Origin of the sequence: Streptomyces sp. DSM 40868, from assembly GCF_011820545.1 — a bacterium.
Lineage (GTDB): Bacteria > Actinomycetota > Actinomycetes > Streptomycetales > Streptomycetaceae > Streptomyces > Streptomyces eurythermus.
In genome coordinates, this window is sequence record NZ_CP050504.1 from 4,038,809 (window position 1) to 4,059,770 (window position 20,962).

17 protein-coding genes and 1 pseudogene are annotated in these 20,962 nt (G+C 72.5%); 8 read left to right on the forward strand and 10 right to left on the reverse strand.

Annotated features, from left to right (window positions below; translation table 11 throughout):
- Positions 1-88 precede the first annotated feature (88 nt).
- Positions 89-670 (forward strand): Uma2 family endonuclease, encoded by a 582-nt coding sequence (locus HB370_RS18210; protein WP_030779431.1) that lies wholly within the window; start codon positions 89-91, stop codon positions 668-670.
- On the opposite strand, the gene HB370_RS18215 is transcribed toward HB370_RS18210, so the two are convergent.
- Positions 667-1,773, reverse strand: coding sequence for a hypothetical protein (locus HB370_RS18215; protein WP_030779434.1), 1,107 nt, complete (start codon positions 1,771-1,773; stop codon positions 667-669). The two genes, HB370_RS18210 and HB370_RS18215, sit on opposite strands and share 4 nt — an antisense overlap.
- 225 nt (positions 1,774-1,998) lie before the next feature.
- On the opposite strand from HB370_RS18215, the gene HB370_RS18220 reads away from it, so the two are divergent.
- Together HB370_RS18220 and HB370_RS18225 are read left to right on the forward strand one after the other, a co-directional pair.
- On the forward strand, positions 1,999-2,502 hold the full coding sequence (locus HB370_RS18220; RefSeq protein WP_244405551.1) for a carboxymuconolactone decarboxylase family protein: 504 nt from the start codon (positions 1,999-2,001) through the stop codon (positions 2,500-2,502).
- 86 nt (positions 2,503-2,588) lie between these two features.
- Positions 2,589-3,584, forward strand: coding sequence for an aldo/keto reductase (locus HB370_RS18225; protein ID WP_030779439.1), 996 nt, complete (start codon positions 2,589-2,591; stop codon positions 3,582-3,584).
- A 302-nt stretch (positions 3,585-3,886) separates the two neighbouring features.
- Here the strand turns inward: HB370_RS18225 and thpR are convergent, their stop codons facing one another.
- Positions 3,887-4,459: an RNA 2',3'-cyclic phosphodiesterase gene (thpR, locus tag HB370_RS18230; RefSeq protein ID WP_030779441.1), complete on the reverse strand. Its 573-nt coding sequence runs from the start codon at positions 4,457-4,459 to the stop codon at positions 3,887-3,889.
- Positions 4,460-4,499: 40 nt separating this feature from the next.
- On the opposite strand from thpR, the gene HB370_RS18235 reads away from it, so the two are divergent.
- Positions 4,500-5,021, forward strand: a complete 522-nt coding sequence (locus HB370_RS18235) for a GNAT family N-acetyltransferase (RefSeq protein ID WP_030779444.1) — start codon at positions 4,500-4,502, stop codon at positions 5,019-5,021.
- 38 nt (positions 5,022-5,059) lie between these two features.
- On the opposite strand, the gene HB370_RS18240 is transcribed toward HB370_RS18235, so the two are convergent.
- The 3 genes from HB370_RS18240 to HB370_RS18250 all read right to left on the reverse strand — a co-directional run bounded on the left by HB370_RS18240 (position 5,060) and on the right by HB370_RS18250 (position 8,480).
- Positions 5,060-6,409 (reverse strand): MFS transporter, encoded by a 1,350-nt coding sequence (locus HB370_RS18240; protein ID WP_106980612.1) that lies wholly within the window; start codon positions 6,407-6,409, stop codon positions 5,060-5,062.
- A 27-nt stretch (positions 6,410-6,436) separates the two neighbouring features.
- Positions 6,437-6,874, reverse strand: coding sequence for a MarR family transcriptional regulator (locus HB370_RS18245; RefSeq protein WP_030612070.1), 438 nt, complete (start codon positions 6,872-6,874; stop codon positions 6,437-6,439).
- Between the two features lie 154 nt (positions 6,875-7,028).
- Positions 7,029-8,480, reverse strand: a complete 1,452-nt coding sequence (locus tag HB370_RS18250) for an NCS2 family permease (protein WP_030779452.1) — start codon at positions 8,478-8,480, stop codon at positions 7,029-7,031.
- 150 nt (positions 8,481-8,630) lie between these two features.
- Between HB370_RS18250 and HB370_RS18255 the strand changes: the two genes are divergently transcribed.
- Positions 8,631-8,894, forward strand: a complete 264-nt coding sequence (locus HB370_RS18255) for a DUF2530 domain-containing protein (protein WP_078637440.1) — start codon at positions 8,631-8,633, stop codon at positions 8,892-8,894.
- Between the two features lie 50 nt (positions 8,895-8,944).
- Entirely contained in the window at positions 8,945-11,341 is a 2,397-nt protein-coding gene (locus tag HB370_RS18260; protein ID WP_030779458.1) for an HAD-IC family P-type ATPase, read from the forward strand.
- A gap of 240 nt (positions 11,342-11,581) precedes the next feature.
- Here HB370_RS18260 and HB370_RS18265 read toward each other — a convergent pair whose 3' ends face one another.
- From HB370_RS18265 to HB370_RS18275, 3 genes are all read right to left on the reverse strand, one after another.
- A complete protein-coding gene (locus HB370_RS18265; protein WP_030779461.1) occupies positions 11,582-12,364 on the reverse strand; it encodes a hypothetical protein in 783 nt (260 codons plus the stop codon).
- A gap of 142 nt (positions 12,365-12,506) precedes the next feature.
- On the reverse strand, positions 12,507-13,265 hold the full coding sequence (locus HB370_RS18270; RefSeq protein ID WP_030779463.1) for a hypothetical protein: 759 nt from the start codon (positions 13,263-13,265) through the stop codon (positions 12,507-12,509).
- Between the two features lie 125 nt (positions 13,266-13,390).
- Positions 13,391-16,519 carry a hypothetical protein gene (locus HB370_RS18275; protein WP_030779465.1) on the reverse strand — a complete coding sequence of 1,043 codons (3,129 nt, stop codon included), beginning with the start codon at positions 16,517-16,519 and terminating at the stop codon, positions 13,391-13,393.
- Positions 16,520-17,377: 858 nt separating this feature from the next.
- Between HB370_RS18275 and HB370_RS18280 the strand changes: the two are divergent.
- Positions 17,378-17,773: pseudogene (locus HB370_RS18280) on the forward strand (ATP-binding protein); the annotation flags it as partial.
- 6 nt (positions 17,774-17,779) lie between these two features.
- On the opposite strand, the gene HB370_RS18285 reads toward HB370_RS18280, so the two are convergent.
- Together HB370_RS18285 and HB370_RS18290 are read right to left on the reverse strand one after the other, a co-directional pair.
- The gene (locus HB370_RS18285) at positions 17,780-18,247 is read right to left on the reverse strand and encodes a GNAT family N-acetyltransferase (RefSeq protein WP_030779468.1); all 468 of its coding nucleotides are present in this window, start codon (positions 18,245-18,247) and stop codon (positions 17,780-17,782) included.
- Positions 18,248-18,276: 29 nt separating this feature from the next.
- Entirely contained in the window at positions 18,277-19,203 is a 927-nt protein-coding gene (locus tag HB370_RS18290) for a DUF3027 domain-containing protein (RefSeq protein ID WP_030779471.1), read from the reverse strand.
- A gap of 282 nt (positions 19,204-19,485) precedes the next feature.
- Here HB370_RS18290 and HB370_RS18295 point away from each other — a divergent pair, with 282 nt between their 5' ends.
- Entirely contained in the window at positions 19,486-20,874 is a 1,389-nt protein-coding gene (locus HB370_RS18295; protein ID WP_078637441.1) for an MFS transporter, read from the forward strand.
- The last annotated feature ends 88 nt before the right edge of the window (positions 20,875-20,962 follow it).

Consider the following 20,962-nt stretch of genomic DNA (forward strand, 5'->3'; position numbering starts at 1 on the left):
GGCGAAAACCGGCGTTCCGTGGGCGTGGTGCCTATCGTTGTACTGCGCGGCCGCACCTGTTCATGGGGCGGCCGGGGAGGAGCGCCAAGTGACCGTCCTCGAAGACAGGATCTCGATGGCCGAGCGCGACAACGAGAGCATGCTCGACGAGATGTTCGACCGGCTTGAGCCCACCCCCGAGGGATTCAAGGTCGAGATCGTCGAGGGGAGCGTCTACATGTCGCCGCAGCGGGACACCCATTGGGACATCACCCTGGACATCATCCCGCAACTGAACGCCAAGTTCCCGCGAGGGCGGTTGAAGTCCGATGTACGGATCGACTACCCGGGCCGCCTCAACGGTTTCGCCTCCGATGTGACGATCGTCAGGGAAGGCGCGACCCTGAACGCGAAGGGCCGCTGGCAGCACCAGGACGTCGAATTCGTCGCCGAGGTCATTTCCAAGGGCACCGCCGCGAACGACTACGGCCCGAAGAAGGCCGCCTACGCCGCCGCCGAAGTCCCCTTGTACCTGATCGCCGACCCCTACAAGGGCATGTGCTACGCCTACACGCAGCCCAAGGAAGGCGACTACATCACGCGCACGAAGATCGCCTTCGGCGAGGACATCGACCTGACCGGCACCGTGATCGACCTCGTCCTGAAGACCGACGGCTTCCCCCGCGACTAGTCCCGGCGCCAGACGTACAGCCCCTCCCCCGACTCCGCCGGCGTGGCCCACATCCCCTCGCCCAGAGCGGTCGGCGGCCGGTGTCCGACCGGCAGCGGGTAGGTGATCTCCTCCGGCGTCCGCTCCCCCGCCGTGTCGACGAGCCAGTGCCGCCCCTCCCCCCACTCCTCGTCGCCCTCGACGGTCGAACCGAGCAGCGTCGCCTCGTCCAGGAAGCCCCCCTCCCAGTCCCAGTAGGGCAGCGCCTCGTCGTTCTCGGGCTCCGCCCCGGGATGCCGGGGCACGGCGGTCTCCGCCTCCCACTCCAGACCGTCCAGCACCGCGCCCCCGGTGTCACGCACGGCCAGCACGTCCTGGTCGTGGGTCACGGTCAGCAGCCGCTCCCCCGACGGGCTCACCCCCACCAGCGTCAGGTCCCCCTCGACGTACCGGACGGACAGCTCCCGCCCGTCCCAGCGGCCCCAGCGCAGCGGCGCCCCGTCCTGGCCCTCCCCGATGCTCAGCCCCATCTGGCCGGGGTCGGAGGGATGCGGCACATGGAAGCTGCCGGCCGCCGCGGCCCGGGCGTCGGCGCGCGCGAGCAGCCGCCCGTCCGCCGCGTCCAGCAGCAGCCACTCGTCCACGGCCTCCGGGTCCGGCTCGCCCGCCGCCAGCGGCCCGCGTATGTGCGCCCAGACGAAGGCGCCGTCCACCGAGAACCCGGCGGAACCGCCGTCCGGGTACCGGTGGTCGGCGCGGTCGCCGTACTCCTCGTACGAGCCGTGCGACTCCCGGCAGGCGCCGTACCAGCACCCGTGCCGGACCTCCCAGCGGGTCCGTCCCGACGGCTCCACCGCCCGTACGGCGTGCACGCCCGCGAACACGGCCAGGCTCGCGTCCGGCGCCACCGCCCACGTCCCGCGCCGCCGGGGCCAGGGCGCGGGCACCCGCACCGGCTCCCCCACCGGGGCGAAGGCGTCGTCCAGCCGCTGGACCAGCAGCGCGTCCTCGCCCCGCTGGGCCAGCAGACGGCGGCCCGGCAGGCCGAGCAGCTCGGGATGGTCCGCCTCCGCCAAGGGCAGCAGCGCGGGAACGTCGGCGACGAGCCGGGCACGAACAGACATGTCGGTCTCCAGGAGTGATGCTGCTCCGCAGGGTAGGGGACGCCTCTGACAATCCGTCGGGAGCGGTCCGGCCGCGGCGATCCGTCGGGAACGGGCCGGTCGCCCGGTGACGCGGGTCACACGCCCCGCCCTGTCACACCGGCGGACCGGCCGGCGTCTCGTGGGCGACAGGACGCCGCGCCCCACGACCGCGCGGCACCCACTCCCTCGTAAGGACGGCACACCATGACCGGCACCATGACCACGGCACCCCGTATCGACCTGACCGCGAACGACCTCGGCGCCAGGCTCGGCAAGCGGTTCGCCGCCCTCGGCCTCGGCGTCATGCAGTCGGCGCTGCCCCGGAGCACCCAGGAGCTGGTGATGCTGCGCGCCAGCCAGATCAACGGCTGCGGTTTCTGCACCGACCTGCACACCAAGGAGGCGACGGCGGCCGGCGAGACCGCGACGCGGCTGCACCTGGTGGCCGCCTGGCGCCACTCCACCGTGTTCACCGAGGCCGAGCGGGCCGCGCTGGCGCTCGCCGAGGAGGGCACCCGGCTCGCCGACGCCCACCAGGGCGTGTCCGACGCGACCTGGCGGGAGGTCCGCGAGCACTACGACGACGAGCAGACCACGGCGCTGGTCTACCTCGTCGCCGTGATCAACGCGGCCAACCGGCTCGGCGTGATCGCGCACCACCAGGGCGGCTCCTACGAACCCGGCATGTTCGACCGGCCGCAGGACTGACCGGCACCTCGCGCGCGCCCGGTTCCGGGTGCGCGCGACGGCAGGAGCTTGCCTTGAGCGCACTCCAAGTCGTTGGCTTGTGGACCATGGAGTACACGCAGCTCGGACGCACAGGACTCAAGGTCAGCCGGCTCGTCCTCGGGACGATGAACTTCGGTCCGCAGACCGACGAAGCCGACAGCCACGCGATCATGGACGCGGCGCTGGACGCGGGCATCAACTTCTTCGACACCGCCAACGTGTACGGCTGGGGCGAGAACAAGGGCCGGACCGAGTCCATCATCGGCAACTGGTTCGCCAAGGGCGGCGACCGGCGTGAGAAGACCGTCATCGCCACCAAGGTGTACGGCAACATGGGCCCCGACGGCGGGACGGTGTGGCCCAACCACGACAAGCTCTCCGCGGTGAACATCCGGCGCGCGGTGGACGCCAGCCTGAAGCGGCTCCGGACCGACTACATCGACCTCTACCAGTTCCACCACATCGACCGCGACACGCCGTTCGAGGAGATCTGGCAGGCGATCGACGTCCTGGTCCAGCAGGGCAAGATCCTCTACGTCGGATCCAGCAACTTCCCCGGCTACAAGATCGCCCAGGCCAACGAGGCCGCCGCCCGCCGCGCCGGCACCATCGGGCTGGTCAGCGAGCAGTGCCTGTACAACCTGTACGAGCGGCGCGCCGAGATGGAGGTCATCCCGGCCGCGCGGGACTACGGCCTCGGGGTCATCCCGTGGTCGCCGCTGCACGGCGGTCTGCTCGGCGGGATCATCAAGAAGGAGGTCCAGGGCGGTCGCCGTGCCTCCGGCCGGGCCGCCGACACCCTCAAGGACCCGGCGGCCCGCGCGCGGATCCAGGCCTACGAGGACCTGCTCGACAAGCACGGACTGGAGCCCGGCGAGGTGGCCCTGGCCTGGCTGCTCACCCGCCCCGGCGTCACCGGCCCGATCGTCGGCCCGCGCACCGCCGAACAGCTCGAGTCGGCCCTGCGCGCCGTCGAACTCGAACTGAGCGAGGACCTCCTGAGCGGCCTCGACGAAATCTTCCCGGGCCCGGGCCCGTCCCCGGAGGCCTTCGCCTGGTAACCCCAGAGGGGACAGCGCCCCGAAAGGGGCGCGGGGAACTGCGCGCCCATCCACAACCGGCTCGCAGCCGAAGCACAGGCCCGCAGTTCCCCGGCCCTCTCCCCCACGTCCACCAAAGGCGCCTGTCAAGGGCTCGGGGAACTGCGCGACAAGCCACAACCGACCCGCAGCCGAAGAACGGCCCACAGCCTCCGTCGGCGTACTCCTACCGCATGGCCGACGCCACAGCCACCACCACGAACATCAACACAAGCGCACCGGCCATGATCCGGTTCCGGGTTTTCGGGTCCACGTATTCGAGACTAACCGCCCCCGCCCAGCGCCCACCGCCCGACCACCTCGTACCGCGGCTGCTCCCCCGGCACCCCGGACTCCGGCAGTCGGCTGCGCACCAGCGCCAGGTCGGTCACGTCCCAGCCGCCGCCGGCGAACTCCGCGAGCGCGGCGACGTACGGCCGTACGTCCAGCGCGTGCCGGCTGCGGGCCAGCGTGAGATGGGCCTTGTACGGCCGGTGTTCCCCCATCGGCAGCCCCTCCTTCCGCGCCGCCGCCTCCGCCCGCCCGGCCAGCAGCCGCAGCTCCGCCACGTCTCCCCGGGCGCCCACCCACAGCGTGCGGCCCTGGCCGAACTGGCCGCCGCCCGCGAGGGCGAGGGTGAACGGCGCCGCCCGGCGGGCCGCGCGGCGCAGCCGGTCCGCCAGGGCGGGTACGACGTCGTCGGGGACCTCGCCGTAGAAGGCGAGCGTGAAGTGCCAGCCGGGGCGCCCCGTCCAGCGCAGCCGGCCGGCCCCCGGCAGCTGCCGCAACCGGTCCACCTCGACGGCGAGTTCGTCCGCGATGTGCTCCGGGGGCAGGACGGCGGCGAAGAGTCTCATGACCCTCACGATCCCAGACCCGGGCGGGCATGATGGGGCGATGACGATCACCATCCGGGAAGGCGGCCCCGACGATCTGCCCGCGATACTCCGCATGCTCGACAGCAGCGTGGAGTGGCTGGTCTCACAGGGCCGCACCCGCCAGTGGGGCAGCGAGCCGCTGTCGGGGACCAGGACCGCCGAGGCCGTCGAGCGGGCCATGGCCGAGGGCACCACGTACATCGCGGAGATCGACGGGGAGCCGGCGGCCACCCTCACCCTCACCGACGGGCCCGGCGCCTATCTGTCGCATCTGCCGGCGCCCGGCGAGCCCGAGCGGTACATCCACTGGCTCGCCTCCGACCGCCGCTTCAAGGGCCGGGGCGCGGGCGGTGCGCTGCTGGCGCACGCCGCCGAGGTGACCCGGCGGGCGGGCGTGGGCCTGCTGCGGGTGGACTGCTACGCCGGTGACGACCGCAAGCTGGTGGCCTACTACGAGGCCCACGGCTTCACCCCGACGCACGCCTACACCCACGGCCCGGACGCCTGGCCGGGACAGGTGCTGGCCCGGAGGGTCGACTAGACCCTCCGGGACCGCGGAACCTCATGCCCGCGCGAGACCTACGCGGCCGTGGCCAGCCGCTCCCGCTCGCGCGGGACGAAGCGGACGCTCGGGTGGCCGTGGTGCCAGCCCACCGCCAGCCGCAGGCCGCCGATCCGGGCCAGGACCAGGCCGATGGCACCGGCCGCGAGCGCCGACACCACACCGCCGGCGGCGAAGCCGGCCCGGGCGCCGTAGGTGTCGGTGATCCAGCCGACCACCGGCGCGCCCAGCGGTGTGCCGCCCATGAACACCATCATGAACAGGGCCATCACCCGGCCGCGCATGGCCGGGTCGGTGCCCATCTGCACGGCCGTGTTCGCGGTGACGTTCACCGTGAGGCCGAACACCCCGATCGGCACCATGAGCAGGGCGAACAGCCAGTACGACGGCGCGGCCGCGGCGACGATCTCCAGCGTGCCGAAGGCCAGCGCGGCGGCGATCAGCACGCGCAGCCGGGCCGTGCCGCGCCGGGCGGCCAGCAGGGCGCCGATGAGGGAACCGACGGCCATCAGGGTGTTGAAGAGGCTGTAGGCGCCGGCGCCCGCGTGGAAGACGTCGTCCGCGTAGGCGGTCAGCCACACCGGGAAGTTGAAGCCGAAGGTGCCGATGAAGCCGACCAGGACGATGGGCCAGATCAGCTCCGGCCGCTTGGCGACGTAGCGCAGGCCCTCGCGCAGCTGGCCCTTGCCGCGCGGCGCGCGCTCGACCACGTGCAGTTCGCGGGCGCGCATCAGCAGCAGGCCGGTGATGGGCGCGGCGAAGGACAGGCCGTTGGCGAGGAACGCCCAGCCGGTGCCCACGCCGGTGATCATCAGGCCGGCCACGGCGGGGCCGACGAGCCGGGCGGACTGGAAGTTCGCCGAGTTCAGGCTGACCGCGTTCTGGAGCTGGTCGGGGCCGACCATCTCGGAGACGAAGGACTGGCGGGCCGGGTTGTCCACCACCGTGGCGAGGCCGACGGCGAAGGCGGCGACGTAGACGTGCCAGACCTGGACCTGCCCGGAGAGGGTCAGGGCGGCGAGCGCGAGCCCGGTGACGGCCATCGCGGACTGGGTGACCAGCAGGGTGGGCCGTTTGGGCAGGCGGTCCACGAGGACCCCGCCGTACAGGCCGAACAGCAGCATCGGCAGGAACTGCAGGGCCGTGGTGATGCCGACGGCGGCCGAGGAGCCGGTGAGGCTGAGGACCAGCCAGTCCTGGGCGATGCGCTGCATCCAGGTGCCGGTGTTGGAGACGACCTGGCCGGCGAAGAAGAGGCGGTAGTTCCGGATCCTCAGCGAGCTGAACATCGAGGACTTGCGCGAGTCGGGCGTGGTGGTGGTAGGGGTCGGTGCGGGGGCGGAAGGTGTTCCGGATCCCGTACTCAACAGGATTCGCCTCCTTGGATGGTTCGCTTACAGGTGTGCGAGTTTCTCCAGCACGGGGGCGGCGGCGCGCAGGGCGGCCCACTCGTCCTCGTCCAGGCCCTCGGCCAGGCCGGCCAGGAAGGCGTTGCGCTTGCGGCGGCTCTCCTCGAGCATGGCCTCGGCCTGCTCGGTCTGGGTGACCACCTTCTGGCGCCGGTCCTCGGGGTGCGGCTCCAGCCGGACCAGCCCCTTGGCTTCGAGCAGCGCGACGATGCGGGTCATCGACGGCGGCTGGACGTGCTCCTTGCGGGCCAGTTCGCCCGGGGTGGCCGAGCCGCAGCGGGCGAGGGTGCCGAGCACCGACATCTCGGTGGGGCTCAGCGACTCGTCCACCCGCTGGTGCTTGAGCCGACGGGACAGCCGCATCACGGCGGAGCGGAGAGCGTTCACGGCGGCAGCGTCGTCGCCATGGGTAAGATCCGGCATGTTCTTTAGCGTAACTCATTACTCTTACTAAAGACCACTTGGGCGGGCCGTCCCGCCCGTGACGCCCACCACTGACTCCGCCGCCGCCCGGCGGAAAAGCAAGGAGCGCCCGGACCGTGGTCCGGGCGCTCCTTCCTGCTGGATCTCTACGCGGTCACGTGAGGCCCAGGGCCGGCATCAGGTAGTAGAAGGCGAAGACGGCCGAGACGACGTACATCGCCGACGGGATCTCCCGGGCCCGTCCGGCGGCCAGGCGCAGCACCGTGAAGGCGATGAAGCCCATGCCGATGCCGTTGGTGATCGAGTAGGTGAACGGCATCATCAGCATCGTCACGAAGGCCGGCATGGCGATGGTGTAGTCCGCCCAGTCGATCTCCTTGATGGAGTTCGACAGGATCAGGAAGCCCACCGCGAGCAGCGCCGGGGTGGCCGCCTGGGACGGGACCATCGTGGCGATCGGCGTGAGGAACAGCGCGACGGCGAAGAGGCCGCCCGTGACGACGTTCGCGAGACCGGTGCGCGCGCCCTCGCCGACGCCCGCCGTGGACTCCACGAAGGCGGTGGTGGCCGAGGCGGAGCTGGCACCGCCGGCCGCGACCGCGAGGCCGTCCACGAAGAGGACCTTGTTGATGCCCGGCATGTAGCCCTCGGCGTCGGTCAGCTTGGCCTCGTCGCTGATGCCCATGATCGTGCCCATCGCGTCGAAGAAGCACGACAGCAGGACCGTGAAGACGAACAGGATGCCGGTCAGGATGCCGACCTTGTGGAAACCGCCGAACAGGCTGACCTGGCCGAGCAGGCCGAGGTCGGGGGTGGAGACCGGGTTGCCCGGCCACTTCGGGACGGTCAGGCCCCAGGACGGCACGGTGGCCACCGCGTTGATGATCACCGCGACGACGGTCATGCCGACGATGGAGAGCAGGATCGCGCCCGGCACCTTGCGGACGATCAGCGCGAAGGTGAGCAGCGCGCCGAGGACGAAGACCAGCACCGGCCAGCCGGTGAGGTGACCGCCGACGCCCAGCTGGAGCGGGACGGTGGTCTGGGCGGCGTCCGGCATCCGGGTGACGAAGCCGGAGTCGACCAGGCCGATCAGCATGATGAACAGGCCGATACCGATCGAGATGGCCTTGCGCAGGCCGAACGGCACGGCGTTCATCACCCGCTCGCGCAGCCCCGTGGCGACCAGCAGCATGACCACGAAACCGGCCAGCACGACCATGCCCATGGCGTCCGGCCAGGACATGCGCGGCGCGAGCTGGAGCGCGACGACCGAGTTCACGCCGAGGCCGGCGGCGAGCGCGATCGGCACGTTGCCGATGACGCCCATCAGCAGCGTGGTGAACGCGGCCGACAGCGTCGTGGCCGTCACCAGCTGGCCGTTGTCCAGCTGGTGACCGTACATGTCCTTCGCGCTACCGAGGATGATCGGGTTCAGCACGATGATGTACGCCATCGCGAAGAAGGTGGCGAGACCGCCCCGGACCTCACGGGCGACGGAGCTGCCGCGCTCGGAGATCTTGAAGTAGCGGTCGAGGAAGCCGAAGGCGGGAGCGCCACCCGGCCTCTCGGGGGTGGGGACCTTGGCAGGTGCCGAGGTGGACATGCGTGACCTCATCACCAACGGGGTTCCCCCGAGCCCTGTTGGAGTTTCATACGAGCGGAAGCGGCCAAAGACAAACGGCTCCAGTATGAACGTATGAGTCATAGATCGCTATCTCCGCGCGTAGACAGCGGCGGCGCATAAGCTGTGCGCATGGCTAAGTGGACCCCCAAGCACGAGGCGCCGGAGCCCCTGGAGGGCCCCGTGGTCGCCACCATCACCGGCGGCACGATCGTGTGGTTCGTCCTCTTCCTGGTCCAGCTGCCGCTCTACGGCTGGTTCGACGAGCACGGCCACACCTGGTGGCTGTGGACCTGCCTGGCCGGGGGCGGCCTGGGGCTGATCGGCGTCTGGTACGTCCGCAAGCGGGACGCGGCGATCAAGCGGGCCGCCGCGCCGGACCCGGCCGCCCGGTAACGGCCGGCGCCGGTGGGCGGGCGGGCGCGTCCGCACGTACCGTCGAATGCATGAGCCACATACGCGCGGGCGCGGAACTCGATCCGGCGCGTCCGGCGCCGTCACCGAGAACCCGCCCGGCCGGGCTCGGCCCCGCCGAGGTCGCCGAACGCGTCGCGCGCGGCCAGGTCAACGACGTACCCGTGCGCAGCAGCCGCTCGCTGGGGGAGATCGTCCGGGCGAACGTCCTCACCCGGTTCAACGCGATCATCGGCGTGCTCTGGCTGATCATGCTGTGCGTCGCGCCGATCCAGGACAGCCTGTTCGGCTTCGTGATCCTCGCCAACACCGCCATCGGCATCGTCCAGGAGTGGCGGGCCAAGCAGACCCTGGACTCCCTCGCGGTGATCGGGGAGGCCCGGCCGACGGTACGGCGGGACGGCGTGGCGGTCCAGGTGGCCACCCATGAGATCGTCCTGGACGACCTGATCGAGATCGGCCCCGGCGACAAGGCCGTGGTCGACGGGGTGTGCGCGGAGGCCGACGGGCTGGAGATCGACGAGTCACTGCTCACCGGCGAGGCCGACCCCGTCGTCAAACGCCCCGGCGACCAGGTCATGTCCGGCAGCTTCGTGGTCGCGGGCAGCGGCGCCTTCCAGGCCACCAGGGTCGGCCGCGAGGCCTACGCGGCCCAGCTCGCCGAGGAGGCCTCCCGCTTCACGCTGGTCCACTCCGAGCTGCGCGGCGGCATCTCCACCATCCTCAAGTACGTCACCTGGATGATGCTCCCGGCGGCCGCCGGGCTCGTCGTCACCCAGCTCGTCGTCAAGAACAACGACCTCAAGGACGCCGTCGCCCGCACGGTCGGCGGGATCGTCCCGATGGTCCCCGAGGGGCTGGTGCTGCTCACCTCCGTGGCCTTCGCGATCGGCGTCATCCGGCTGGGCCGCAGACAGTGCCTGGTGCAGGAGCTGCCGGCCATCGAGGGCCTGGCCCGCGTCGACACCGTCTGCCTGGACAAGACCGGCACCCTCACCGAGGGCGGCATGGACGTCACCGAGCTGCGACCGCTGAACGGGGCGGACGAGACGTACCTCCGCAAGGTGCTCGGCGCGCTCGGCGAGTCCGACCCGCGGCCGAACGCCTCCCTCCAGGCGATCATCGACGCCTTCCCGGACAGCGAGGAGTGGCGCTGCGTGGAGTCGCTGCCGTTCTCCTCCGCCCGCAAGTACAGCGGCGCCGCGTTCAGCGAGGGCGACGGCGAGACCAGCACCTGGCTGCTGGGCGCCCCGGACGTGCTGCTCGCCCCCGACGACCCGGCCCTGGCCGAGACCGGGCGGCTCAACGAGCGGGGGCTGCGGGTACTGCTGCTGGCCCGCGCGCACCGGGACCTGGACGACCCCGAGCCGGCCCGGGGCGCCCGCGCCACCGCCCTGGTCGTCCTCGAACAGCGGCTGCGGCCGGACGCCTCCGACACCCTGCGCTACTTCGCCGAGCAGAACGTGCGGGCCAAGGTCCTCTCCGGGGACAACGCGGTGTCGGTCGGCGCCGTCGCCGCGAAGCTCGGCCTGGAGGGTAAGGCGGTGGACGCGCGGCGGCTGCCCGCCGACCTGCCGGCGATGGCCGAGGCACTGGACACGGGCACGGTGTTCGGGCGGGTCACCCCGCAGCAGAAACGGGACATGGTGGACGCGCTCCAGTCCCGTGGCCGTACGGTGGCGATGACCGGGGACGGCGTGAACGACGTGCTCGCCCTGAAGAGCGCGGACATCGGTGTCGCCATGGGCTCCGGTTCCGAGGCCACCCGGGCGGTCGCGCAGATCGTGCTGCTGGACAACAGCTTCGCGAGCCTGCCCTCGGTGGTCGCCGAGGGCCGCCGGGTGATCGGCAACATCACGCGGGTGGCGACGCTGTTCCTGGTGAAGACCGTCTACTCGGTGCTGCTGGCGGTGCTGGTGGTGTGCGCGCGGGTGGAGTACCCCTTCCTGCCCCGGCACCTGACGCTGCTGTCCACGCTCACCATCGGCGTCCCGGCCTTCTTCCTGGCCCTCGCGCCCAACACGGAACGGGCCAGACCGCACTTCGTGCGCCGGGTGATGCGGTACGCGGTCCCCGGCGGGGTGGTGGCCGCGGCGGCGACCTTCCTGACGTATCTGCTCGCCCGGCACCACTACTCCGGTCCGGGCGCGCTGGACGCGGAGACCAGCGCGGCCACCCTGACCCTGTTCCTGGTCTCCATGTGGGTGCTGGCGATCATCGCCCGCCCCTACACCTGGTGGCGGGTGACCCTGGTGGCGTCGATGGGCGTGGCCTTCCTGCTGGTCCTCGCCGTCCCCGCGCTCCAGGACTTCTTCGCGCTGAAACTGGTCGGCGTGACGATGCCGTGGGCGGCGGTCGGCGTGGCGGCGGTGGCGTCGGGGGCGCTGGAGTACCTGTGGAGATGGGTCGGCCGCCGTTTCCCGGTGTAGGTCGTCTCGCCCTGCCGGCTCATGTGGCCGGAAATCTCCTCACCGGAATCACCTATCAGGGTGACGGCCGTATGGGTGACCCCGCGGGCGGGGCAGAGCGACCGGTGCCATGCCCCGGGTCACCTTCCCGACGCCGTTCCCGGCCGGGTCGACGGTGGTCGTGGTGACCCAGACCCAGCACCGTCCAGCGCATGCGCATGGGTGCCCCGGCTGTGGCTGGGGCACCCATGCGCGCGGCTGTCACCGCACGTCGACGTGGTCGGCCGGGGCGCTGACGGCCGAGGTGGTGGACGTGCCGGCGAAGCGGTAGCGGTAGGAGCCGGCGGAGCCGGCCGTCACCGTCGTCCTCAGGGTGCCCGTGGAGGACGAGGTGACAGTCTTGACGGTGGTGTAGGTGCTGCCGCCCGCCTTGCGGAACTGGAGCTCGACGGGCCGGCCGCCGAAGGCGACCCAGGTGCCGTGCGGCCAGTCGGCGCGGGTCAGCTTGCCGGTCACGGTGATCGTCCTGCCCTTCTTCACCGGCTCCGGGGCGGCGTTGGTGGTGAGCTGGGCGGCGCGACGGACCGGGAGGGTGCCGAGGTCGTTCTGCCACTTGTCGGCGCCGGTCTTCCGGTCCACCGCGACCCCGCCCTGCTTCCAGGTGCCGGCGTCGGAGTTGTACAGCTCGCGGGCGGGGACGGTGATCGTGGCCGAGCAGTGCGCGGTGGTGGGGTCCACCTTGGCGCAGGTGCCCGGGTCGTCGCTGGTGACCTGGGTGTCGGGGTACTTCGCCGAGTCGCCGCGGTAGAGCACCGGGCCGGTGAGGACGTCGGACATCGACACGGTCGCGGGGTGCGTCACGGTGTAGGTCGCCTTGATCTTCACGGTGGAGGTGGCACCGAGAGTGATCGCCTTGCCGTCGTTGACCTTCATGTGCGAGAAGGTGACGTTCGGCGCCGCTGGGGCCGCGTGGGCGGCGGGCACGGCGAGGGCGGAGAGGGCCAGGGCGCCGGAGACGGCGGCCGCGGTGGCACGGATGCGCATGTGTGTTCCCTTGGAGGGAGAAGTGATCGCGGAGTCGGTCGACTCACGCGATCACATCCCCGCCCCGGGACCCGGTTTCCACGGGTCAGGGCTCTTCACGGCCGGAATACCCCCGGGTGGCGCAACCCGGGGGTACGGCGGCTTACTTCACGTCGATGAAGTCGGCGGCGGAGTTGACCGCGGCGGTGCCGGAGTTGCCCGCGAAGGAGAAGCGGTAGTAGCCGTCGGCCGAGGCCTTGACCGTCGTCTTCAGGTTGCCCTTGGAGTCGGCCTTGATGGTCTTGACCGTGGTGTAGCCGGTGGTGCTCTTCTTGCTGTACTGCAGCTTCACGGACTGCGAGCCGTAACCGGCGTACTTCAGCGACTCCCAGTCGGCGCGGGTGAGGGCACCGGTGACGGTGATCGTCTTGCCCTTCTTCACCGGCTCCGGGGTGGCGTTGGCGGTCAGCTTGGCGGCGCGCTGGAAGGAGAAGGAGCCGGCCTTCTCCTTCCAGATGAAGTCGCCGTCCTTGGCCTCGACCATCGCGTCCACGTACCAGGTACCGGCGTTCTTGTTGCTGAGGTAGTCCGTCCTCGGGTCGATCTTCACCGAGGCGGTGCAGGTGGAGGTCGTGGCGTTGACCTTGGCGCAGGCGGGCTTGCCGGTGGTCTCGATGCCGTAGCCCGGACCGAAGAGGTCGAACTCGTCGGCGCCCTTGATACCCGAGTTGTCCGTCGCGGTCACGCTGACCTTGACGGTCACCGCGCCGGAGGTACCGATCTGCACCTTGTTGTCGCCGTCCACGACCACCTTGGTGATCTTGACGTTGCCGACGCCGATGTCGGCCTGGGCGGCCGGAACGGCGAGGGCGGACAGGGCCAGAGCGCCGCTCACGACGGCGACAGAGGCACGGATGCGCATGTGTTTCCCCACGTTCAGATCAGGGAGTCGGGATGACTCCGCTGATCTGACCCGGGGCAGATGTGAAAGGTTGTACTACTGATGTGAATTTTCTGGGGATCCGGTGGACAGGGCCGCTCCCGGGGTCAGTCGAACCACCGGTCGCGGGCCAGTTCCTCCGTGCGCGACGGGTCCTCCAGCAGCGCGGCCACCTCGAACCGGCGCGGCCACTGCCCCGCCGCCCAGGCCAGCCCCGCCGCGACCCCCTCCAGGGTGGCCGCGTGCAGCACGCCGTCGTCGGTCAGCCGCCAGTCGATCTCCACGCCGTCCACGACGAGTTCCTCGTGCTCGACGTAGGCCGAGGGCGTACGCGGTCCGAGCAGCACCCGCACCGACTCGGGCACGTCGTGCTCGGTCCCCTCGGAGTGCACCTCGCCGGTGACGGACTCGCTGAGCCGGCGCACCTGGAACAGCTCGGCCAGGTCGGCGGCGCGCGCGGGCCGCACCGGCAGCAGCGGCACCCCGGAGGTGAACGGCAGCAGATCCGGGGAGTCGACCACCACGGCCGAGGCGGCGTCCACGACCTCCACCCGCCCGTCGACCACGGCCCGCAGCTCGTCCGGCAGGGTCACCCGCTCGGGGTCCAGCTCCGCCAACGCGCTGTAGAGACCGTGCAGTTGGGCGGGCGTGACCGAGCGCTCCGGGTCGGCGAGCCGGTCCAGCAGCTCGGCCGCGCCGCCGGGCTCGTCCAGCAGCGCGCCGACGGAGGTGCGCACCCCGAGCGCCCGCAGCACCTGCTCGTCCTCGAACCCGGTCGCGTCCGCCTCGTCGTACAGCCCGCGCAGCAGCGGGTCCCCGCCGGCCGCGAGCAGCCCGGCCGGGCGCCGCCCGTCGAGCACCGGGTGCCCGCGCAGCCACCACGCGGTGTACGGCCGTACGACCTCGTGGGTGCCGTCGGGCAGCAGGACGCGCACGGGCTGGGTGAGGGCGTCCCGCAGCGGCGGCCGGGCCAGCAGGGCGAGCGCCTCGGGCCAGTGGTCGTCGTCCACCAGCTCCAGGTCGCGTACGGCGACGAGTTCGGTGGCGACGGGCGGCACCGGGCTGTCCGGGAACCGGTCGAGGATGTCCTCGCACCACACGTCCACGGCGTCCAGCAGCCCCGCGTCGTCGGGCTCGGCGAAGTCGCCCTCGCGGGGCTCCAGTTCGTCCGGGTCCAGGACGACATCGGTGGCGCGGACCAGCGCGAAGTCCGCCAGCACGCCGCACGCGGTGAGCGGCTGCTCCCCCCACCGCTCGGCCAACTCGGCATCCACGGCGGCGAGTTCGCCCTCGCGGATGATCCGGGCGAAGGGACTGCCGGGAAATACCAGTTCACCGGCGGGCGCGAGTTCGCCGTCCTCGTCGGGCAGCGCGAGCGCGCCCAGCCAGGGCTCGTCACCCGGCTCCAGTCCCGCGTCCCGCACCAGACCGAGCACGGCCTCGGCCAGCTCTTCCGCGTCCGGCGCGTCCTCCTCCCAGCCCAGAGCGCCGTCCTCCTCCAGGGAGCCCGCCACGGCGGCCCGCACCTGCGGGGTGGTCAGCACGGCACGGGGAGTCGCGGGCAGCGCGCCCAGCTTCTCCAGCAGCGGGTGCGTGGCGTCCGGGTGGGCGACCTTCAGCCCGAGCCGTCCGAGGAGGTCCGGGTCGATCCGGGTGGCGTCGGGGGTGGGCAGCAGCACCTGCCGGGGCCCGATGGTGGTCCGGTTGTCGGCGAGCGGCACCGGCAGCCCGGTCAGCCGCTCCGGGTCGACCCCGGCGAGACTGTCGTACAGCCGCCACCACCACTGCGGCTCCTTCTCCAGCCCGGCGAGCCGGTCGACGGCGTCGGCGAGCGGCAGCCGGGCGACACCGAGGGTGCGCAGCTCGGCGCGGCGCTCCAGCCCGGCCGGCAGCAGGGTGGGCAGCACCTCGGCCAGCACCCGTACGGTGTCGGCGCCGGCGCCCTCCACGATTTCGGCGTCCCGGGGGCGCAGCGCCTCGGGAAGCTCCTCGTCACCCTTCGGCGCGACGGCCGGCGGCAGGAACGCGGTACGCGGCAGCCGCTCCAGCACGGCCTGCCGCAACGCCCCGTCCAGCGCGCCCTTGCCGAGCGGACCGGGCACGAGGTCGATGATCCCCTCCCCGACCGGCCGCCACTCGGCGAGCAGGGCGGCGTAGGCGTCGGCCGCGCGCTGCACCAGGAAGTCGGTGAGCGGTCCGGGCGCCGCGTGCCGGCGGGTGGTGTCCAGCGGGAAGGAGGCGATGAGCAGGGCGGGCACGCCCAGCGGCTCGTCGCTCGGGGTCGGCGCGTGCACGACCGGGCTGGTACGGGGCCGGGCCGGGGCGCCGTACGTGTCGACGGGTACGGCCCAGGTCACCGACCAGTGGGGGCGCAGCCGCTCCTCCACGGGCCGGTCGGCGAGCAGGTCGGGGGTCAGCGTCCCGTGCGCGGACGCGGTGCGCCAGTGGGTGATGCCGTCCCGGGAGTCCTCCACGACCGTGAAGGCACCGTCGGTACGGCGGCCGAGGGTGCGCGGCTCCTGGCCCTCGATCTCCACGACGACCTCCGTCAGCCCCGGCAGGGCGAGCAGCAGGGCGTCGTCCACACCGGCGAGCAGCCGCTCGGCGAGATCGGCGGCGGCGGCGTCGCGCAGGGGCAGGATGACGGCGGTGTCGTACGGCTCGGGGGCGGTGCCCTCGGCGGCGAAGGGCAGCCGCAGCAGGGGCACGTGGCCCTCCCGGCGGCGCACCTCGTCACCCAGTCCCGGGCTGTGCCGGGCGACGTCGGCCGCCAGCTCCCGGGCCTCGGCGAGGGACCACCGGACGCCTCCGTGCCGCCCCACGATCGCCGGTTCGTCGGTCACGGCGAGTACGGCGGCGAAACCGACCCCGAACCGGCCGACGGCGGCGTGCGTGGCCGCGGCGTCCCGTTTCGCGGAGGCGCGCAGTGTGGACAGCGACTCGACACCGGCCGCGTCCAGCGGGGCGCCGGTGTTCGCGGCCACGAGCACGCCGTCGCGGAGGGTGAGCCGGAGCCGCCCGGTCGTCCCGGCGCGTGCGGCGGCGTCGGCGGCGTTCTGTGCCAACTCGACGACGAGCCGGTCCCGGTAACCGCCGAGGGCGAGATCCTCCTCGGCGTTGGCGTCCTCCCGGAACCGGGCGGGACTGGTCGCCCAGGCGTCGAGGACCCCGCGCCGCAGCCGGGCCGTCCCGAACGGATCGGCCCCCTCCACCGCCGGCCGCACGAACTTGCTCACGATCACTCTCCATCCTCCGCGTGAGGACGAAGGTACAGCGCGGAGGGGTCGGGGGCCGAAGGGAAGGTGAGTCGGGGTGCTTGCTCGGGGTGCCAGGGGTGCACGGCGGGGAGTCGGAGCGGGCGGTGTGGTGACGTGGCCGTCGGGCCGCTCGCTTCTCCGCCAGTGTCGTGCTTCCACGGGCCGCCTCAAGGGCGCTACGCGTCGCCTTCGGCGATGGGCCTCCGGCCCACCCTTGACCCACCCCGCTCCAGCACGGGTAAGAAGCGAGCAGAGTGAGCGGGGCGGCTCGCGGAAAGGGTGGCGGGCGATCCCCCCATAGGGCCTGCCTGCGCCAGCTGATCCAGAAGCGAGGGCGGGCTACTGCCACGACGGCCCTGACCGCGAGGGGCAAGGAGGCGGGGAGGCAAAGGGGCTAGTTATGGACAAGCATTCCAAAACAACCCACCCACCGAGCCCACCGCCCAACCACCCGGAAGCCGCTAAGCCCACCCGGCGTGCAGGCGAAGCGCCGACGCGCATCCCCCGACCCACGATGCGAACGCAGCCCACCGCACGGGCCGAAGAACCTGAGCCGGCCACTTTCCCCCGGCCGCCCGCTCGCTTCTCCCCCGTGCTGGAGTGAGGTGCGTCAAGGGTGGGCCGCAGGCCCATCGGCGCAGCCGACGCGGAACGCGCCCTTGACTCAGCTCACGGAAGCACGACACTCACCGAGAAGCGGGCGGCCCCACGGCAACCTCCCGACACCGTCCCGTATACGACCCCAACTCCCGGACACCACCGGACATGCGCGGACAGTGACTCTACGCAACCACCCCGTCACTCTTCAGAAGTGCCGGAAATGGACACGCTGAGTACGTGAACCGCGAATCCCCCACCCCTGACCCGAACTTCTCGATACAGCTGTCCACCACCCCGCGAGGGGCCCGGCTCGCCCGTCTCCTCGCCACGGAGCAACTCCGCTCCTGGGGCCTGCCCATGGACCCCGCCGCCCTGATCGTCGCCGAGCTGGCCGCCAACGCCGTCGTCCACGGCCGCACAGCCGGGCGGGACTTCCGGCTGACGCTGTACCCCGTAGGGGACGTGCTGCGGATCGAGGTGACCGACATACGGGGTGACCGGCTGCCGGAGCGGACCCGTCCCGCGCCGGACGCCGACTCCGGGCGCGGGCTGCTGCTCGTGGACGCGTTCGCGGACCGCTGGGGCACCACGCCTGGGCCCGCGCCCCGCAAGACCGTGTGGGCCGAGGTGCGGCTCGGCTCAGGGGACGTGGCGGCGGTACACCTGCCGGGAGCCGCCCTCCGGACCGGGGGCCGCCGGCTCGGCCGGAGTGAAGCCGAGCCGCTCGTAGAACACGCGCGCCCCACTGGCCACCGCACCGGGGTGGTCCGCGCCGAACGTGACCACCTCCACGGTGGCCGGCCCGCGGACCCATCTGCGGAACGCGTCCGACAGCAGCGCGCTCCCGACGCCCCGCCCCCGCGCCCCGTCCGAGACGACCAGCCAGTGCACATGGTGGACCGGCGGGGCCGCGCCGAAGAGGACGGCGCCGAGGAGACCGGAGGAGGACTCCTCCGACGCCACCAGCGCCGTACCCGTGCCGATGCTCTGCCGTACGGCCCGGGTGAAGCCGGGGTCCGCCACCATGGGCCCGAACCAGTGCTCCACCTGGGCCGCCAGCCCGAGGAAGCCGGGAAGGTCCTGTTCCTGCGCCGTTCTGATGATCACCGGGGCAGTCTGGCAGCGGAGGCCGCCGTTCAGGAGTGGCCCAGCTCCGCCGTCTCGTCGTCGCCGGTCTCCGGGACCGAGCCGGAGTCACGGGCCGGGCGGAGCGGGAAGGGGTCGACCCGGGTCTCGTCGATGACCGGCGCGGCGGGCTGCGGGGGCTTGGGCATGACCGCCGCCTCCGAGTGGCCGCCGCAGCCGTAGGACAGGGAGACCACCCGGCCGTCCGCCGGGGAGAACTCGTTGGCGCAGACGCCGAAGGCCTGGCCGAGGGAGCCTCCGATGCGGGCGAGGAAGCCGCAGGACACACAGGTGGCGGGGGCCGCCTGGGCCATGGGGGACTTCGGGCCGAACTCCTCCTCCCAGCGGTCGGCGGCGATGCGCAGGCCGTAGCGGGACAGCACCCGCGCACGGCGCAGGCCCAGTTCCTCGGCGACGGACGCGATCGTGCCCCGGGAGGGCGTCGCCGGCTGGACGGCCGGGGTGCCGGGGGTGACGTCGGCGTCCTCCGCCTCGGCCAGTTCCCGCATCTCCTCGGAGACCACCGAGTTGGGCGGCGGCTCCTCGTCACCGGTGTAGCCGGGCTCCAGGCGCAGGTCGTCCTGGTCGGTGGGGAGCAGGTCGCCGGGGCCGAGGTCGCCGGGGCGCAGGCGTTCGCTCCACGGCACCCACTCGGGGGCGAGGAGGGCGTCGGGGCCGGGCAGCAGGACGACCTCGTCGAGCGTGACGATCTTGGCGCGGGAGGCGCGGGCGACCGTCACCGCCCAGCGCCAGCCCCGGTAGCCCAGCTCCTTGCACTCGAAGAAGTGCGTGACAACGCGGTCACCCTCCGACACCAGGCCCGTGTGCTCACCGATCACCCCGGGCGCGGCGGCCTCCTCGGCGGCGGCGCGGGCGAGGTCGACGGCCTCGGCGCACAGGCGGTCGGGGGTGCGGCTTCGCGTTGTCGCTGCGCTCACAGGTATCGCTTCTCTCCTACGCCGTCTCGTCGAGTGCGGCTGCCTCCGGCGGTTTCGCCTACGGAGCGGACCTGGGGACCGCATCGACGTCTGCATCCGCGCGCCCGGGCGCACCTCTGCCATCCATTCTGCGTTATGGCTGAGACAGGCACGCTACACCGGGCGGGATTCGTGCAATTTCCCACCCGGTCCGTACCCGGCCCCCGCACCGTCCGCCGCTCCCTCACGCCGTACGCCGCCGTCCGTGCCGTACCGCACTATCCGGCCCGCTCCCGGGGCACTATGAACGTCGTGGCAGCCACGGGCAAGGCGAGTGGTCGGGGCGGCGGTTCGGGCCGGGTGGGCGGGGCCGTCCGCGCGGTCGGCCGTGCCCTGCACCTTCCGGTCACCGGCACGGCGCGCGGGATCCGCAGGGCCACGCACGCGCACGGCGCGGGCGAGTCGGGCCTCGGCAAGCTGATCGAGCTGCACGCGGTGAACGGCGCCGGGGACGTCATGGTCACCGTGGCGCTGGCGTCGACCGTGTTCTTCTCCGTGCCCACCGACGAGGCGCGCGGCCGGGTCGCGCTGTATCTCGCCATCACCATGGCCCCGTTCACCGTGCTCGCCCCCGTCATCGGACCGCTCCTGGACCGGTTGCCGCACGGGCGGCGGGCCGCGATGGCGGGCGCGATGCTGGCGCGGGCGCTGCTCGCGCTGGTCATCTCGGGGGCGGTGGCGAGCGGCGCGCTGGAGCTGTATCCGGCCGCGCTGGGCGTGCTGGTGGCCTCCAAGGCGTACGGCGTCATCCGCAGTGCCGTCGTGCCGAGGCTGCTGCCACGGGGCTTCTCGCTGGTGAAGGCCAACTCCCGGGTCACCCTCGCCGGGCTGCTGGCCACCGGGGCCGCCGCGCCGGTGGCGGCCGGGCTGCACGCGCTCGGCGATCCCTGGCCGCTGTACGGCGCCTTCGTGATCTTCGCTGCCGGGACGTTTCTGTCGTTCTCCCTGCCGCCCAAGGTGGACTCGGCCAAGGGCGAGGACGTGGCGCTGCTCGCGGCCGGCACCCGGCGTCCGCCCGGGGAGCGGGCCAGACGGCCGGGGCTGCGTTCGGTCGGGCCCGCCGTCACCTACGCGCTCGGCGCCAACGCCTCCTTGCGCTGTCTGTCCGGCTTCCTGATCTTCTTCCTGGCCTTCCTGCTGCGCGAGCATCCGCTGGCCGGGCAGAGCGCGGCGGTCTCGCTCGGCATCGTGGGCGTCGCGGCGGGCGCGGGCAACGCGCTGGGGACGGCCGTGGGCGCCTGGCTCAGGTCCCGCGCCCCGGAGATCATCATCGTGACCGTCGTCGCGGTGGTGCTCGGCGTGGCGGTGCTCGGCGGCCTGTTCTTCGGGGTGTTCCCGGTGGCCTTTCTCGCGGCGGTCGCCGGGTGCGCGCAGGCGCTGGGCAAGCTGGCGCTGGACGCGCTGATCCAGCGGGACGTGCCGGAGGCGGTGCGCACCTCGGCGTTCGCCCGCTCGGAGACGCTGTTGCAGATGGCGTGGGTGTTCGGCGGCGCGGTGGGCATCGTGATGCCGCTGGACGGCACGGTGGGGCTGCTGGTCGGCGCCGTCTTCGTGGCCGCCGGCTGGCTGACCACCCTGCGCGGGCTGCTCGCCTCGGCCCGGGGCGGCGGCTGCCCGGCACGCGCGACCTGACGAACCGGCCGTCCGGCACATCCGATCCGACGAACCGGCCGCCGGCGCACGTGGCGTAACGAACCGGGCACGCCGTACCCCACGTGGG

Bases quoted from the DNA above. Each gene is read 5' to 3' on its own strand.
- HB370_RS18245 (WP_030612070.1), bottom strand. From the start codon at position 6,874: ATGCCGGATCTTACCCATGGCGACGACGCTGCCGCCGTGAACGCTCTC.
- thpR (WP_030779441.1), bottom strand. From the start codon at position 4,459: ATGAGACTCTTCGCCGCCGTCCTGCCCCCGGAGCACATCGCGGACGAA.
- HB370_RS18295 (WP_078637441.1), top strand. From the start codon at position 19,486: ATGAACGTCGTGGCAGCCACGGGCAAGGCGAGTGGTCGGGGCGGCGGT.
- HB370_RS18270 (WP_030779463.1), bottom strand. From the start codon at position 13,265: ATGCGCATCCGTGCCTCTGTCGCCGTCGTGAGCGGCGCTCTGGCCCTG.
- HB370_RS18260 (WP_030779458.1), top strand. From the start codon at position 8,945: ATGAGCCACATACGCGCGGGCGCGGAACTCGATCCGGCGCGTCCGGCG.
- HB370_RS18250 (WP_030779452.1), bottom strand. From the start codon at position 8,480: ATGTCCACCTCGGCACCTGCCAAGGTCCCCACCCCCGAGAGGCCGGGT.
- HB370_RS18265 (WP_030779461.1), bottom strand. From the start codon at position 12,364: ATGCGCATCCGTGCCACCGCGGCCGCCGTCTCCGGCGCCCTGGCCCTC.
- HB370_RS18255 (WP_078637440.1), top strand. From the start codon at position 8,631: ATGGCTAAGTGGACCCCCAAGCACGAGGCGCCGGAGCCCCTGGAGGGC.
- HB370_RS18225 (WP_030779439.1), top strand. From the start codon at position 2,589: ATGGAGTACACGCAGCTCGGACGCACAGGACTCAAGGTCAGCCGGCTC.
- HB370_RS18235 (WP_030779444.1), top strand. From the start codon at position 4,500: ATGACGATCACCATCCGGGAAGGCGGCCCCGACGATCTGCCCGCGATA.
- HB370_RS18220 (WP_244405551.1), top strand. From the start codon at position 1,999: ATGACCGGCACCATGACCACGGCACCCCGTATCGACCTGACCGCGAAC.
- HB370_RS18215 (WP_030779434.1), bottom strand. From the start codon at position 1,773: ATGTCTGTTCGTGCCCGGCTCGTCGCCGACGTTCCCGCGCTGCTGCCC.